Genomic DNA, 13,200 nt, shown 5'->3' with positions numbered 1-13,200 from the left:
GGAGTGGCCAGTGCAACACAAGGTGATAGTGGTACTTGTGGATGGCCTGGCAGCAGAGGTAGCCCATTGCATGGGCTACCTCTGTGGCATGGTGGAGGCAGAGCGCGGCCTGCATACGACCCTGAGTGCCGCCCTGCCCTCCCTCTCCCGCCCTCTCTACGAGTGCATCCTGACCGGCCTGCCGCCGGTGGCGAGCGGCATCACCCACAACGGGGTGACGCGCCTGAGCCAACACGACTCCATCTTCCATCTGGCCCGGGCCGCGGGTAAACGCACCGCAGCGGCGGCCTACCACTGGGTGAGCGAGCTCTACAACCAGAGCCCCTGGCTGGCGGCCCGCGATCGCTTCACTCACGATGAGCAACTGCCCATCCAGCACGGCTGCTTCTACTGGGATGACGGCTACCCCGACAGCCACCTGCTGATGGACGGCGAGTGGTTGCGCAGCCAGTACGACCCCGATTTTCTGCTGATCCACCCCATGGGAGTGGACGATGCGGGCCACCAGTTTGGCCTCGATTCCCGCCAGTACCGCAATCAGGCGCGCCGCATGGACAGCCTGCTGGCCGACCTGCTGCCCCAGTGGCTGGCAGAGGGGTATCAGGTGGTGATCACCTCGGATCACGGCATGAACAACGACCTGAGCCATGGCGGCACCCTGCCGGAAGAGCGCACCGTGCCACTCTGGCTCTTTGGCGACGCCTTCGTCGAGCGCTGGCCGGATGGGGTAGTGATCGCCCAGACCCAGCTCTGCGCCCTGATGGCGGATCTGCTGGGAGTTCCCCACGACAAGCCGGCAGCCCCCCCGCTGCTCAAGGCGGCCTTTATGCGCGAGGTGCACTGATGATGCCTGCCACCACCGAGATCCTCGCGGATCAACAGGTGAAGCCACGCCGGGAGCGCCGCCACTGGCTGCCGGCCCTGGTGCTGCTGCCCTTTGTCCTATTGATGATCCTGTTTCAGCTCGCCCCCATGGTGTGGGTACTGGTGGGCAGCGTCCAGACAACCGATGGCTGGGGTCTCGACCATTACCGGGAGATTTTGAGCTCCCCCTTCTATCTGCAATCCTTCGGCAACTCCTTGCGCATCGCCGGCATCGCCAGCCTGGCGGGGCTCGCCATCGGCACCCTCGGGGCGGCGGCGCTGCGCCACAGCGGCGAGCGGGTCAAGCGGGTGCTGCTGGCCTTCGTCACCATGACGGGCAACTTCAGCGGCGTGCCGCTGGCGTTCGCCTTCATCATCGTGCTCGGCATCAATGGCGCGGTGACCCTGCTGCTCAAATCCTGGGGCCTCATCGACGGCTTCAACCTCTATTCGGGCAGCGGTCTTATCCTGATTTACACCTACTTCCAGATCCCGCTTGCCCTGCTGCTGCTCTACCCGGCGTTCGACGCCCTGCAGGATGAGTGGCCCCAGGCCGCCGCCCTGCTTGGCGCCAGCAAGGGCCAGTATGTGTGGCACGTGGCGCTGCCGGTTCTGACGCCCGCCTTGCTCGGCACCCTGATCATCCTGTTTGCCAACGCGGTGGGAGCCTATGCCTCCGCCTACGCCCTCACCACCGGCAACTTCAACCTGGTGACCATCCGGGTGGCCAGTCTGGTCTCCGGCGACATCTTCCTCGAGCCGAATCTCGCAGCGGCGCTGGCGGTGATCCTGATGGTGCTGCTGGGGGTGGTGACAGCCGCCAACCAGTGGTTGCTGAAAAAGAGCTATGTGAACAAGGGGCAATCCCATGCATGATTTGACGCCGCGCTGGCCCAGATGGGTGCTGGGGGCGCTGGTCGCCACCCTGCTGCTGCCGCTGCTGGCTACCTTTCTCTACTCCATCTCCACCCGCTGGGGGGCGACCCTGCTGCCGGATAGCTTTACCCTCGACTGGTATCTCAAACTCTGGGGCGACCCGCGCTTTCTGGCGGCCTTTGGCCGCAGCCTCCTGGTCTGTTTCGCCACCCTGCTGCTTGGGACCCTGGTGCTGGTGCCCACCGTGCTGGTGGTGGCCTACTACTTCCCCAGGCTGGATCCCTGGATGAACCTCTTGATCCTGCTCCCCTTCGCGGTGCCGCCCGTGGTCTCCTCGGTGGGGCTGCTGCAGATCTACGCTGACGGCGTGCTGCCGATTATCGGCACGCCCTGGATCCTGATCGGGACCTGGTTCACCGTGGTGCTCCCCTTCATGTACCGGGCGCTGGCCAACAGCCTGCAAGGGGTGCCGCTCAAGGATCTGATGGATGCCGCTCACCTGCTGGGGGCGAGCAGCGCCCGCGCCTTCCTGCTGGTGGTGATCCCCTGCCTGCGCAAGGGGCTGCTGGCGGCACTGTTTCTCTCCCTCTCCTTCCTGCTCGGCGAGTTCGTGTTTGCCAACATGCTGGTGGGCACCCGTTACGAGACCCTGCAGGTCTACCTCTACAACATGCGTGCCACCTCGGGCCACTTCACCAGCGCACTGGTGATGAGCTACTTCCTGCTGACCCTGCTGCTCACCTGGGCGGCCAACAGATTTCATCGGTGAATCAACATGTTCCATCTAGAAGTGAATCAACTGCACAAATCCTACGGCGACACCAAGGTGTTCGAGGGGATTGAATTCGGCATCCGCAAGGGGGAGCTGGTGACCCTGCTCGGCCCCTCCGGCTGCGGCAAATCCACCCTGCTGCGGGCGCTGGCCGGGCTCACCCCGGTGGATGGCGGTCAGGTGCGGGTGGCCGGTGAGGACATCACCTGGCAGGCGCCCCAGAAGCGGGGCATCGGCATGGTGTTCCAGAGCTATGCGCTGTTTCCCAACATGACGGTGTGGGACAACGTCGCCTTCGGCCTCAAGATGAAGCCCCAGCCGGGGCGGGATCTCGCCGCCAGCGTGCAAGAGGCGCTTGAGCTGGTGGAGCTGACCGGCTTCGAGCGCCGCTATCCGGCCGAGCTCTCCGGCGGCCAGCGCCAGCGGGTGGCGCTGGCCCGGGCTCTGGTGGTGCAGCCGCGGATCCTCTTGCTGGATGAGCCGCTCTCGGCGCTGGATGCCCGCATCCGCCGCAGCCTGCGCCAGCAGATCCGCGCGATCCAGCAGCGCCTCGAGCTCACCACCATCTTCGTGACCCACGATCAGGAGGAGGCGTTGACCCTGTCGGATCGGATCTTCCTGATGAACAAGGGCTCCATCGTCCAGAGCGGCACGCCGGAGCAGATCTATACCCGTCCCGCCAGCGAGTTCGTGGCGGGCTTTATCGGCAACTACAACCTGCTGGGTGGCGAGCAGGCCAAATCCCTGTTCGGCCCGCGCTTTCGCGGCAAGCTGGCGCTGCGGCCGGAGTCCATCACCCTGCTGCCCGCAGGGGCGGTCAGCCACGAGCCCAGCCTGCCCGGCATCGTTCGCCAGCAGCAGCTGCTCGGCAACGTCATCCGCTATCAGGTGGAGTGCGAGGCAGGGCTGTTGACGGTGGATTGCCTCAACCGCCGTGCCGGCGATCTGCTGCCGGTAGGCAGCGCCGTGACCCTGGTGGTGGCCCGGGATCAACTCTGTGAGGTAGCATAACGCCATGAATCCCATTCATTTTTCAGCCAGTACCCCGATGCTGGCAGCCAACCCGAGGAGCAGCCATGGCCCTGGCACTGTTTGATCTGGACGAGACCCTGATAGCGGGGGATTCCGCCAGCCTCTGGCTGGAGTACATGGTGGCCCAGGAGCTGGCCCCGGCGGGCATGGTGGCCGAGGAGCAGGCCATGATGTCCCTCTACCACCAGGGCAAGATGGACATGCACCAGTACATGGCCTTCACCCTGCAACCGCTGGCAGGCAGGACGCGCCAGTGGCTCGACTCCCTCTGCACCCGCTTTGCCGAACAGGTGCTGCGGGAGCGCCTCTACCCGGAGGGGCTGGCCCGCATCGAGTGGCATCGCCAGCGTGGCGACGAGCTGGTGCTCATCTCCGCCTCCGGCGAGCATCTGGTGGCCCCCATGGCGCAGATGCTGGGGATGGATCACTGCGTGGCCATCCTGCTCGACGAGGAAGCCGGCATGTTGACCGGCCAGACCCGCGGCACCCTGAGTTTTCGCGAGGGCAAGGTGGCCCGCATCAACCAGCTCTTTGCCGGAAAGGAACACCTCTGGCAGGGGAGCTTCGGCTACAGCGACTCCCACAACGATCTGCCCATGCTGCGGGCGGTGAGCCATCCCCATGCGGTCAATCCGGCCCCCGCCCTGCGCCAGTGCGCCGAGGAGCTTGGCTGGCCCCTCTGGACCTGGCAGTTGCACCCTTGATCCGCGCAATGAAGAAGAGGCCCTCAGGCCTCTTCTTTGCTCAACATGCCATCCCCTGAGGGCGAGTCGTCCCGGGGAGCCAGGGGATCCACCATGTAGATGCGATTCTTGCCGTCACCCTTGGCGCGATAGACCTCGGCATCGACCATGGTCAACAGGCTCCTGGCCCCAAGCCCGGGGGCACTCGCCACCAGGCCGCCGCTGAAGGTGATCCCAAGACCGGGTTCACGCCAGTGCAGGGAGGCCACCCCAATCCTGTACTGCTCCAGCAGCATCTGGCAGAAGTGGATGTCCGGATTGGCGAACAGCACCACCAGCTCTTCCCCGCCATAGCGGCATACCCAGCCATGATCCCCCAGCAGCTTGGCGCCAAAACTGGCCACCCGCTTGAGCACCACGTCCCCGGTCTGGTGGCCATAGGTGTCATTGATCCGCTTGAAACCGTCCAGATCGATCATGGCCAGGCAGAAGCTGTCCTGATCGAGCAGCAGCCGATTCAACCGCTCGTCGAAGAAGCGCCGGTTGTAAAGGCCGGTCAGCTTGTCGAGGTTCGCCTGCTGGCGCACCTCGTGATAATCCTTGCTCACCTCCGCCAGTTCGGCATAGACGTGCCTGAGCTCGCGCATCCCCCCCTGGTGCACCTCGTCAGGCTGGGTCCGGCTGGCCCGGATCACGGTGGAGATCTCGTCCAGCATCCGCCTGAAATAACGGGACCAGATCAGTGCCAGCACCATGTAGAGCACGCTGGCCAGCACGATGATCCCGAGCACGTTGAGGGAGGCACTCGCCACCACCGCCTGAATGCTGGAGGCGGGCAACACGCTGATCAGCACCCAGTTGTGGTCCGGCAGGCGGCTGTAGGCCACGAACTGGCGAGACGCCTGATCCAGGAAGATGCCGTCCTCCCCGCTGAAGCGGGAGAGCCAGGTCGGGTGCGTCATGGGCTTGAGCAGTTGTGAGGGATCGGGGTGGGCCAGCACCTTGCCCGACTGGTTGACGATCATCTGGTAACCGCTGTTCCACTGCCGGTTCAGCTGGGCGGAGAAGGGGGCCAGGATGGCATCCACCGCGAAGACCCCCCGCACCTTGCCCTCCTTGTCGGTGATGGCCCGCGCCAGGGCGATCACCAGCGTGCCGTTGGTGTAGTCGTAGTAGGGTTCGGTCCAGACCATCTTGCCCACATGCTGGCTGGCCAGCTGATACCAGGGGCGCACCCTGGGATCGAAGTCCGCATCCGCCTGCCATTCGGGGTAGATCAGCATCTGGCGCTCGGCGGTGCCCACATAGATGTAGATGAGATCCGCCATCACCCCCTTGTAGAGGCGCCACTCCCTGAGATAGGAGTCGGTGTTGCGCAGACGGGGGCCGCTGATGTCCTCCACCTTGACCTGGTCGTAGATGAGGGAGAACTGACGCTCCATCTCGTTCAGGTAGGGCTCGATGAAGACGTGGCGCAACTGGTGATTGGTGGCGAGCAGGCGCTGTTGCAGCTCTCGCTGCAGGCTGCGCTCCATGTGCAGGTAGTAGATGGCGCCCAGCATCAGGACGGGAATGAAGAGCAGAAGCAGGCCCAGGCGCATCCGTGCCACCAGGGACCAGGTCTTTTTGGAGACTGCTCGCTTATCCAACCCTGACTCCATGCTATCCCCTGACATCGTGTAGTGTCAGAATATCAGCCCCACCTGATGGCGTCCAAAGGGAAGCGCATCATGTGGCCAACGAGAAGGAACTGGCCTGGATGTTGAAACCGGAACTGCTGACTGCCCTCCATTACTGCGCCGTGATCACCCTGACCGGTGCCATCACCTCGGAGTATTTCCTGTTCCGGCGCGGCATGTCCATCGAGCAGGTGCGCAAGCTGCTGCTGGCTGACAGCCTGGCCGCCCTGGCCCTGCTGCTCATCTTCATCACGGGCGTGCTGCTGGTGGTCGCCCATCCCCAGCCACCGGCCATCCTGCTTGCCAATCCGGGTTACCGCACCAAGCTGCTGATGTTCTTCGCCATGGCCATCAGCTTTGGCTACCCCAGCCGGCTGTTCCACCACTGGCGCCGATCCTTGCGCCAGGGACGGGCTCCCCTTGTCTCCACCCAGCAGCAGTTCTGGGTGATCTGGATCCTTAGGGGCAACCTGCTGCTGCTCGCCCTGCTGCCCCTGCTCGCCAAGCTGGCCAGCCGCTGATCCTGCCCTCGCCCGGCAACAAATGGCTGACGACAAACGCCCCTTCTCGCAGGTATCGTAATGGCGGGGCCCGAGTGCCGCCGAGACTCTTTCTCAGGGATGATTCCGTATGCGTTCAAACATGATGTTATTGATGGCCGCCGCCATCTGGGGGCTGGGCTTCGTCGCCCAGCGTCTGGGGATGGATCACATGGGGCCCTTCACCTTCAACGGCCTGCGCTTCCTGCTGGGCGCCCTCTCCCTGCTGCCGCTCTTGTGGTGGCTCAAGTCACGCCAGCCGCCCCAGCCTGCCGGTGATCACCGCCTGCTGCTGACCGGGGGTCTCATCGCCGGCACCGTGCTCTTCTCCGCCGCCTCCCTGCAACAGGTGGGACTGCTCTACACCACGGCCGCCAAGGCGGGCTTCATCACCGGTCTCTACATCATCCTGGTCCCCGTCATCGGCCTGGCCCTGCGCCACAAGACCGGGGCCAACACCTGGATTGGCGCCCTCATCGCCATGGCCGGGCTCTACTACCTCAGCGTCACCGAGGAGTTCACCATCGGCTACGGCGATCTGCTGCAAGTGATCGGGGCCCTGTTCTGGGCCGTGCACCTGCTGGTGCTGGATCACTACTCGAACCGGGTCGCCCCCATTCGTCTTGCCGGGGTGCAGTTCGTGGTGTGCGGCCTGCTCAGCCTGGCCACGGCCTTCGTCATCGAGACCCCGACGGCGAGTGGTGCCGTGGCGGGCTGGCAGGCGCTGCTCTACGCCGGTCTGGTCTCGGTCGGCATCGGCTATACCCTGCAGGTGGTGGGGCAGCGCGGTGCCCATCCGGCCCACGCCGCCATCATCCTCAGCCTGGAGACGGTGTTCGCCGCCATCGGCGGTGTCCTGCTGCTGGGGGAATATCTGGACGAACGGGCCGTGGTCGGCTGCGCCCTGATGCTGGCGGGGATGCTCATCTCCCAGATCCGCCTGCGCTGGTGGTGGAAGTCCCGCCGCAACAAGGTGCCCAGCCAGTCCTGATATCTGCGGTGGTCATTGACCCCAAATAAAACGAGGCGCCCTTGGGCGCCTCGTTTTATTGCCGCCTGCCTAGCGCACGCTGGAGCAGAAGCTCACGTCATCCCGCAGCGGGTCATTGCTCACGCTGTGATAGAGCTCGAAGCAGGGGCCGTCCCCAAAGGCGAGCCCAGCCGCAACGATCTCGCCAATGTGCTCCTGCCAGCGCTCCCCGTACTGGCTGCGATCCGTGATGAGGTAGCGGGACTGGGCGTAGCGTCCGGCGGGGATGTGCTGGATCTCCACCTCCCCCGCCCCCAGGGTGCCCACCGGCACGCTGATGCCGATGTCGGTGCGGCACTGGGCCGGCGGCGTCACCTCGGGGTTGTCGTGGTAGATGAAGATCCACTCTCCTCCTTCCAGGCCACGGGGCGCGGCCCACTGGTGAAGGCGATGGCAGACGGCGTCATACCCTTCGCCATAGGGGCCGGTCACGCGGACATAGGCCAGGGTGCGGGCGTCCATCTCGACGGTGTTCATGGTGTTGCTCCTTGCTGATGAGTGGCCTTCAGCATAAGGGAGTACCCCTTGCCATGCGTGTCCTTCCTTGCGATCCAGGTGTCCATTCTTGCCCTTGTCGCGGCGAAACACCCCTGGGGTGCAACCATAGTGGCGGCGAAACGCCTTGGCAAAAGCCTGGGAGCTGCCAAGCCCCGCCCCCAGGGCGATGGCGGTGACGCTGGCATCGGTGTAGCAGAGCTGCCAGGCCGCCCGCTGCATCCGCAGGCGGCGGCACATCTCGCCGGGGGCCTCCCCCACCACGGCGGTGAACACCCGGTGGAAATGGTAGAGGGAGAGGCAGGCGCGACTCGCCAGCGCCTCGATGGAGAGATCCGGATCCTGCTCCAGTGCCCTCAGCACCGGCGTCAGGCGCTCGCGATAGTCGATCATCGGCGCACCCTGGCCATGTAGAGGGCATCCACCAGCACCCCATGACGCAGGCCGTAATCCCGGGCTACGCCCTCCTCCACAAAGCCCGCCTTGCGATAGAGGGCCAGGGCCGCCTGATTGTCGGCCCAGACCGTCAGCTCCACCCGCGTCAAGCCGAGCCAGTTGTCCGCCAGATCCAGCGCAGCCTGCATCAGGGCGGTGCCCACCCCGCGCCCGGCCCAGTCATCGTGTACCGCCATGCCGATGCTCGCCACGTGGCGGCGGCGGGGGGCAGGCTCCACCATCAGGACCAGCGCGCCCGCCACCTCCCCCTCCCACTCCGCCAGCAGGCTGTAGATGCCATCCCGCGGGGTCAGCTTCTGCTCCCACTGCTGCAGGGAGGGGAAGGGAAGTTGCAGGGTGCCCGCCTGGGCATGGGGCATGGCGTGAAGATCCCGCAGGGCGGCGGCATCTTCCGGCCCGGCGCGGCGAATGGTGATGGACATGAGACCTCCTGATTGGCTGAATCCCATCTTGCCGCAAGGCTGGCGTCTGTTTCCACCCCCATCAGCGAAACCAATCAAAGGGTTAGGCACACTCCATTGGAGCCGCTCCCCCACTTCCCCTAGTCTGGCGACTCATCACAAGGAGACCCGCCATGACCGACAAGACCCTGCGCAGCGCCAACGGCGCCCCCGTCGTCGACAACAACAACAGCCTCACCGCCGGCCCCCGCGGCCCCGTCCTGATGCAAGACATCTGGTTGATGGAGAAACTCGCCCACTTCGACCGCGAGCGCATCCCCGAGCGGGTGGTGCACGCCAAGGGCTCGGGCGCCTACGGCACCTTCACCGTGACCCACGACATCAGCGCCTTCAGCAAGGCCGACCTGTTCAACGCTGTCGGCAAGCAGACCCCGGTGTTCCTGCGCTTCTCCACCGTGGCCGGCGAGAAGGGGGCCGCCGACGCCGAGCGGGACGTGCGCGGCTTCGCCCTCAAGTTCTATACCGAGCAGGGCAACTGGGATCTGGTGGGCAACAACACCCCGGTCTTTTTCATTCGCGATCCCCTGAAATTCCCCGACTTCATCCACACCCAGAAGCGGGATCCCCGCACCAACCTGCGCAGCGCCACCGCCGCCTGGGACTTCTGGTCCCGCCACCCGGAATCCCTGCACCAGGTCACCATCCTCTTCAGCGATCGCGGCATCCCCAGGAGCCTGCGGGAGATGAACGGCTACGGCAGCCACACCTTCAGCTTCATCAACTCGGCCAACGAGCGTTTCTGGGTCAAGTTCCACTTCAAGACCGAGCAAGGCCACCGCTTCTACATCGATGAAGAGGCCGCCACCGTCGTCGGTCAGGACAGAGAGACCAGCCAGGCGGATCTGTTCAACGCCATCGAGCGGGGCGACTTCCCGCGCTGGAAGGTCTATGTGCAGGTGATGCCAGAGGCCGAGGCCCAGACCTACAAGATCCACCCGTTCGATCTCACCAAGGTGTGGCCCCACAAGGACTACCCGCTCATCCCGGTCGGGGTGCTTGAGCTCAACCAGAACCCGGACAACTACTTCGCCCACGTGGAGCAGGCCGCCTTCACCCCGGCCAACGTGGTGCCCGGCATCGGCTTCTCGCCGGATCGCATGTTGCAGGGGCGGCTCTTCTCCTACGGTGACACCCAGCGCTATCGCCTCGGCGTCAACCACGGCCTGCTGCCGGTCAACGCCCCGCGCTGCCCGTTCCACCACGGTGCCCACCGCGACGGCGCCATGCGAGCGGACAGCAATGGCGGCGCCAGCCCCAACTACCAGCCAAACCGCTTCGGCACCCAGCAGCCGAGCGAGCAGCACGAACCGGCCCTGAGTCTGGAAGGGGCTGCCCTGCACTACGATTTTCGTGACTACGACAGCGACTACTACAGCCAGCCGGGGGATCTCTTCCGCCTGATGGACGAGGGGCAGCGTGCCCGCCTCGCCGCCAACCTGGCCCGCTCCCTCATCAATGTGGAGGATGACGCCATCGTCGCGGCCCAGCTCAGGCACTTCGAGCAGGCCGACCCCGAGTACGCCAAGCGGGTCGAGCTGGCCCTGGCCGCCCTGCAACGCTGAGTCGCAGGCAGCCAACCTCTGCAAATGCAAAACGGGGGCCTGATGGCCCCCGTTCTCGCATGACGGTCTTTGCTGAATGAAGGGGTTGTACCGCCAGCTCACGACGGCAACGACGTTGTGCACTAGCAGAGCGGCACCATTGTCCACCTGTGGTAATAAACCTGCCTGCGATAATGCTCTTTTAGTCACCAATAAAAACGGAGCCCGAGGCTCCGATTTCAATGCCGTATCCATCCCGGCCGCAGCGCCCTCGCGCTCTTACCGCTCCTTTGCCAACAAGGGTTGGTACCGCCAGCTCACGGCGGCAACGACGTTGTGCACTGGCAGAGCGGCATCATTATCCACCTGTGGTAATAAACCTGCCTGTGGTAATGCACTTATATTCACCAATAAAAACGGAGCCCGAGGCTCCGTTCTTCCATGCCGTATCCATCCCGGACGCAGCGCCCTCGCGCGCTTCCCTCCCTTGCCAACAAGGGGTTGTACCGCCAGCTCACGACGGCAACGACGTTGTGCACTGACAGAGCGGCATCATTATCCACCTGTGGTAATAAACCTGCCTGCGGTAATGCACGTTTAGTCACCAATAAAAACGGAGCCCGAGGCTCCGTTGTTCAATGCGGTATCAATCCCGGACGGAACGCGCTTCGCGCTCTTCCCGCTCCCTTGCCAACAAGCGTTTGTACCACCAGCTACTGCGACGACGTTGTGCATTGGAAGAGCGACGAGCCATTGCTTAGATCCCAGTCAAGAGAAGAAAGAGCCGCATTATGCGATAGAGATCACGCCCGTGTCTGTAGCTGGATCAAGAAAAGGCTCACTGGCCCACCCGGATCGTCCGCTGGTTGCCCTCCGGTTCACCACTTTGTGACGGCGTCGTCACCTCTCGCCAGATCAGGGGACCATTGGTCTCCATCGCCTGTTGCGGCGCGCACTCCAGCCAGAGCTCCCCCTGCTGGATACGGGCCCCCTGGGAGTATTTCTGATCCTGATACCAGCACACCCGCTCGGGCAGCGAACCAAGGGGCAGCACCAGCTCGGTGCCCACCGAGTGGCTGAGGGTGTTGGACGCCGGGGCGGCCAACGCGGGGAAGAGCCAGCCAAGGGCCAGCAGACAACCTGCACAACGGATCATGGGAATTCCTGTCACGGGGGAGTGAAAGTGTAAAGCGACCAGCAGAGCCCTCGACTTGACCAATAAATGTCGGCTCATCTGGCATTCCGGAAGCAATATGATAGCCTGCCTGCGCCCGCCAAGGCCTGTCAGGGCGCTGCCGTGGGCCCCCACCGGCATCGCCGGGATGCGGTAATGAATAACCCTTAATAATCAGATAATTAACTGGATATGTTGTCAATGCGTATCATGCCGTTGCTCAAGGCTGCCTGCCTGAGCCTGATGTTGTCCGCCTGTGTCGCCCCCCTGCTGATGATGAGCCCCACCAGCCAGCTGATGTGGGCCCTGCTCAAGCCGCTGGTCGGTTTCGATCCGAACGAGGCCAACCTGTTCGAGCAGCCGCTGATCAAGGACAGAATGACCGCCATGCTGGGGCCCAACTACGAGAGCACCATGCAGCTGCTCAAGACCGCCGACGAGCTGCAACAGGAGGGGCCGCTCTTTTACGTGGTCTCCCGCTACGCCCCCGTGCCGGACGTAGCCAAGCAGGCCGGCATGGTCTGGAACGCCGACACCAACCAGCTCGCCGTCATGGTGCAAAAAGGTGACGGGGCGACCCAGGTCTTCGGGGAAAACCTGACGGCCGCCACCCCGACCTGGCCCAGCGCCATGCAGGGCTGGCAGTCCCAGGCCACCCCGGCCGCCACGGCCCTGACCGGTGCCGGTCAGGGGCTCACGGGCGCGGGCAGTTCTCTGCTGGGCACCATGATGGGGGGCCTGCAACAGAGCGCCAGCAAGGCCCTGTCCGACTCCACCAGACAGGTGATCGGCAGTGCCGCCACCACGGCGCAGCAACAAGCGACCAAGGCGGCGAGCGGCTCGGCCAAACAGGCCGCCAGCAGCGCAGCGACCATCAGTGCCGCCACCACGGCGCAGCAGCAAACCGCCAAGGCGGTGAGCGACAGCGCCAAGCAGGCCGCCAGCAGTGCCGCCGCCATCAGTGCCGCAACCACGGCGCAGCAGCAAGCCGAAAAGGCGGTGAGCGACACCGCCAAACAGGCCGCCAGCAGCGCAGCGACCATCAGTGCCGCAACCACAGCGCAGCAACAAGCCGCCAAGGCGGTAAGTGACAGCGCCAAGCAGGCTGCCAGCAGTGCCGCCGCCATCAGTGCCGCCACCACGGCGCAGCAGCAAGCCGCCAAGGCGGTGAGCGACAGCGCCAAACAGGCCGCCAGCAGTGCCGCAACCACGGCGCAGCAACAAGCCGTCAAGGCGGTGAGCGACAGCGCCAAGCAGGCCGTCAGCAGTGCCGCGACCATCAGTGCCGCAACCACAGCGCAGCAACAAGCCACCAAGGCGGCGAGCGACAGCGCCAAGCAAGCCGTCAGCAGCGCAGCGACCATCAGTGCCGCAACCACGGCGCAGCAGCAAGCCGCCAAGGCAGTGAGCGACAGCGCCAAGCAGGCCGCCAGCAGCGCCGAAACCATCAGTACCGTGACCAGTGCACAGCAGCAAGCCGAAAAGGCGGTGCAGCAACAGGGCGAGAAGCGGGAAGCGACCTCCGGCACCCTGAGCGATCAGGCCAGGGCGGATGCCGAAGCGGAGCTGGAAAAACTGCTTAACTGACTTATTTAAGC

The 13,200-nt window shown here is 64.6% G+C and carries 13 protein-coding genes; 9 read left to right on the top strand and 4 right to left on the bottom strand.

The annotated features are described in order from the left end of the window. Nucleotides 1-10 precede the first annotated feature (10 nt). The 5 genes from AB5Y51_RS11085 to AB5Y51_RS11065 all read left to right on the top strand — a co-directional run bounded on the left by AB5Y51_RS11085 (nucleotide 11) and on the right by AB5Y51_RS11065 (nucleotide 4,248). On the top strand, nucleotides 11-844 hold the full coding sequence (locus AB5Y51_RS11085) for an alkaline phosphatase family protein (RefSeq protein WP_368178443.1): 834 nt from the start codon (nucleotides 11-13) through the stop codon (nucleotides 842-844). Continuing rightward, nucleotides 844-1,740, top strand: a complete 897-nt coding sequence (locus AB5Y51_RS11080) for an ABC transporter permease subunit (protein ID WP_213320791.1) — start codon at nucleotides 844-846, stop codon at nucleotides 1,738-1,740. The genes AB5Y51_RS11085 and AB5Y51_RS11080 overlap by 1 nt, the downstream gene beginning before the upstream one ends. Next, nucleotides 1,733-2,509 carry an ABC transporter permease gene (locus tag AB5Y51_RS11075; RefSeq protein WP_368178442.1) on the top strand — a complete coding sequence of 259 codons (777 nt, stop codon included), beginning with the start codon at nucleotides 1,733-1,735 and terminating at the stop codon, nucleotides 2,507-2,509. The genes AB5Y51_RS11080 and AB5Y51_RS11075 overlap by 8 nt, the downstream gene beginning before the upstream one ends. 6 nt (nucleotides 2,510-2,515) lie before the next feature. Beyond that, a complete protein-coding gene (locus AB5Y51_RS11070) occupies nucleotides 2,516-3,523 on the top strand; it encodes an ABC transporter ATP-binding protein (RefSeq protein ID WP_368178441.1) in 1,008 nt (335 codons plus the stop codon). 65 nt (nucleotides 3,524-3,588) lie between these two features. Next, on the top strand, nucleotides 3,589-4,248 hold the full coding sequence (locus AB5Y51_RS11065; RefSeq protein ID WP_041214057.1) for an HAD family phosphatase: 660 nt from the start codon (nucleotides 3,589-3,591) through the stop codon (nucleotides 4,246-4,248). Between the two features lie 23 nt (nucleotides 4,249-4,271). Here AB5Y51_RS11065 and AB5Y51_RS11060 read toward each other — a convergent pair whose 3' ends face one another. Next, on the bottom strand, nucleotides 4,272-5,876 hold the full coding sequence (locus AB5Y51_RS11060; RefSeq protein ID WP_161646899.1) for a sensor domain-containing diguanylate cyclase: 1,605 nt from the start codon (nucleotides 5,874-5,876) through the stop codon (nucleotides 4,272-4,274). 110 nt (nucleotides 5,877-5,986) lie between these two features. Here AB5Y51_RS11060 and AB5Y51_RS11055 point away from each other — a divergent pair, with 110 nt between their 5' ends. Together AB5Y51_RS11055 and AB5Y51_RS11050 are read left to right on the top strand one after the other, a co-directional pair. Next, nucleotides 5,987-6,427 carry a DUF2214 family protein gene (locus AB5Y51_RS11055; protein WP_039040139.1) on the top strand — a complete coding sequence of 147 codons (441 nt, stop codon included), beginning with the start codon at nucleotides 5,987-5,989 and terminating at the stop codon, nucleotides 6,425-6,427. A gap of 109 nt (nucleotides 6,428-6,536) precedes the next feature. Then, on the top strand, nucleotides 6,537-7,436 hold the full coding sequence (locus AB5Y51_RS11050) for a DMT family transporter (RefSeq protein ID WP_216944958.1): 900 nt from the start codon (nucleotides 6,537-6,539) through the stop codon (nucleotides 7,434-7,436). Nucleotides 7,437-7,505: 69 nt separating this feature from the next. Here the strand turns inward: AB5Y51_RS11050 and AB5Y51_RS11045 are convergent, their stop codons facing one another. Both AB5Y51_RS11045 and AB5Y51_RS11040 read right to left on the bottom strand, forming a co-directional pair. Then, nucleotides 7,506-8,363 carry a GyrI-like domain-containing protein gene (locus AB5Y51_RS11045; RefSeq protein ID WP_368178440.1) on the bottom strand — a complete coding sequence of 286 codons (858 nt, stop codon included), beginning with the start codon at nucleotides 8,361-8,363 and terminating at the stop codon, nucleotides 7,506-7,508. After that, nucleotides 8,360-8,848: a GNAT family N-acetyltransferase gene (locus AB5Y51_RS11040; RefSeq protein WP_010675925.1), complete on the bottom strand. Its 489-nt coding sequence runs from the start codon at nucleotides 8,846-8,848 to the stop codon at nucleotides 8,360-8,362. Before AB5Y51_RS11040 ends, AB5Y51_RS11045 begins: the two co-directional genes overlap by 4 nt. 152 nt (nucleotides 8,849-9,000) lie before the next feature. Between AB5Y51_RS11040 and AB5Y51_RS11035 the strand changes: the two genes are divergently transcribed. Beyond that, nucleotides 9,001-10,449 carry a catalase gene (locus AB5Y51_RS11035; RefSeq protein ID WP_368178439.1) on the top strand — a complete coding sequence of 483 codons (1,449 nt, stop codon included), beginning with the start codon at nucleotides 9,001-9,003 and terminating at the stop codon, nucleotides 10,447-10,449. A gap of 817 nt (nucleotides 10,450-11,266) precedes the next feature. On the opposite strand, the gene AB5Y51_RS11030 is transcribed toward AB5Y51_RS11035, so the two are convergent. Further along, entirely contained in the window at nucleotides 11,267-11,584 is a 318-nt protein-coding gene (locus AB5Y51_RS11030) for a DUF1496 domain-containing protein (protein WP_039040821.1), read from the bottom strand. Nucleotides 11,585-11,803: 219 nt separating this feature from the next. On the opposite strand from AB5Y51_RS11030, the gene AB5Y51_RS11025 reads away from it, so the two are divergent. After that, the gene (locus AB5Y51_RS11025; protein ID WP_368178438.1) at nucleotides 11,804-13,189 is read left to right on the top strand and encodes a hypothetical protein; all 1,386 of its coding nucleotides are present in this window, start codon (nucleotides 11,804-11,806) and stop codon (nucleotides 13,187-13,189) included. Nucleotides 13,190-13,200 lie beyond the last annotated feature (11 nt).

The sequence above is a fragment of the Aeromonas sp. R7-1 genome, assembly GCF_040908115.1.
In the GTDB taxonomy this organism is placed as follows: Bacteria; Pseudomonadota; Gammaproteobacteria; order Enterobacterales; family Aeromonadaceae; genus Aeromonas; species Aeromonas caviae.
This window is presented reverse-complemented; position numbering and strand designations above follow the sequence as displayed.

Coding starts and splice junctions, on each gene's coding strand:
- AB5Y51_RS11080 (WP_213320791.1), top strand. CDS start 844: ATGATGCCTGCCACCACCGAGATCCTCGCGGATCAACAGGTGAAGCCA.
- AB5Y51_RS11075 (WP_368178442.1), top strand. CDS start 1,733: ATGCATGATTTGACGCCGCGCTGGCCCAGATGGGTGCTGGGGGCGCTG.
- AB5Y51_RS11070 (WP_368178441.1), top strand. CDS start 2,516: ATGTTCCATCTAGAAGTGAATCAACTGCACAAATCCTACGGCGACACC.
- AB5Y51_RS11065 (WP_041214057.1), top strand. CDS start 3,589: ATGGCCCTGGCACTGTTTGATCTGGACGAGACCCTGATAGCGGGGGAT.
- AB5Y51_RS11055 (WP_039040139.1), top strand. CDS start 5,987: ATGTTGAAACCGGAACTGCTGACTGCCCTCCATTACTGCGCCGTGATC.
- AB5Y51_RS11050 (WP_216944958.1), top strand. CDS start 6,537: ATGCGTTCAAACATGATGTTATTGATGGCCGCCGCCATCTGGGGGCTG.
- AB5Y51_RS11045 (WP_368178440.1), bottom strand. CDS start 8,363: ATGATCGACTATCGCGAGCGCCTGACGCCGGTGCTGAGGGCACTGGAG.
- AB5Y51_RS11040 (WP_010675925.1), bottom strand. CDS start 8,848: ATGTCCATCACCATTCGCCGCGCCGGGCCGGAAGATGCCGCCGCCCTG.
- AB5Y51_RS11035 (WP_368178439.1), top strand. CDS start 9,001: ATGACCGACAAGACCCTGCGCAGCGCCAACGGCGCCCCCGTCGTCGAC.
- AB5Y51_RS11030 (WP_039040821.1), bottom strand. CDS start 11,584: ATGATCCGTTGTGCAGGTTGTCTGCTGGCCCTTGGCTGGCTCTTCCCC.
- AB5Y51_RS11025 (WP_368178438.1), top strand. CDS start 11,804: ATGCGTATCATGCCGTTGCTCAAGGCTGCCTGCCTGAGCCTGATGTTG.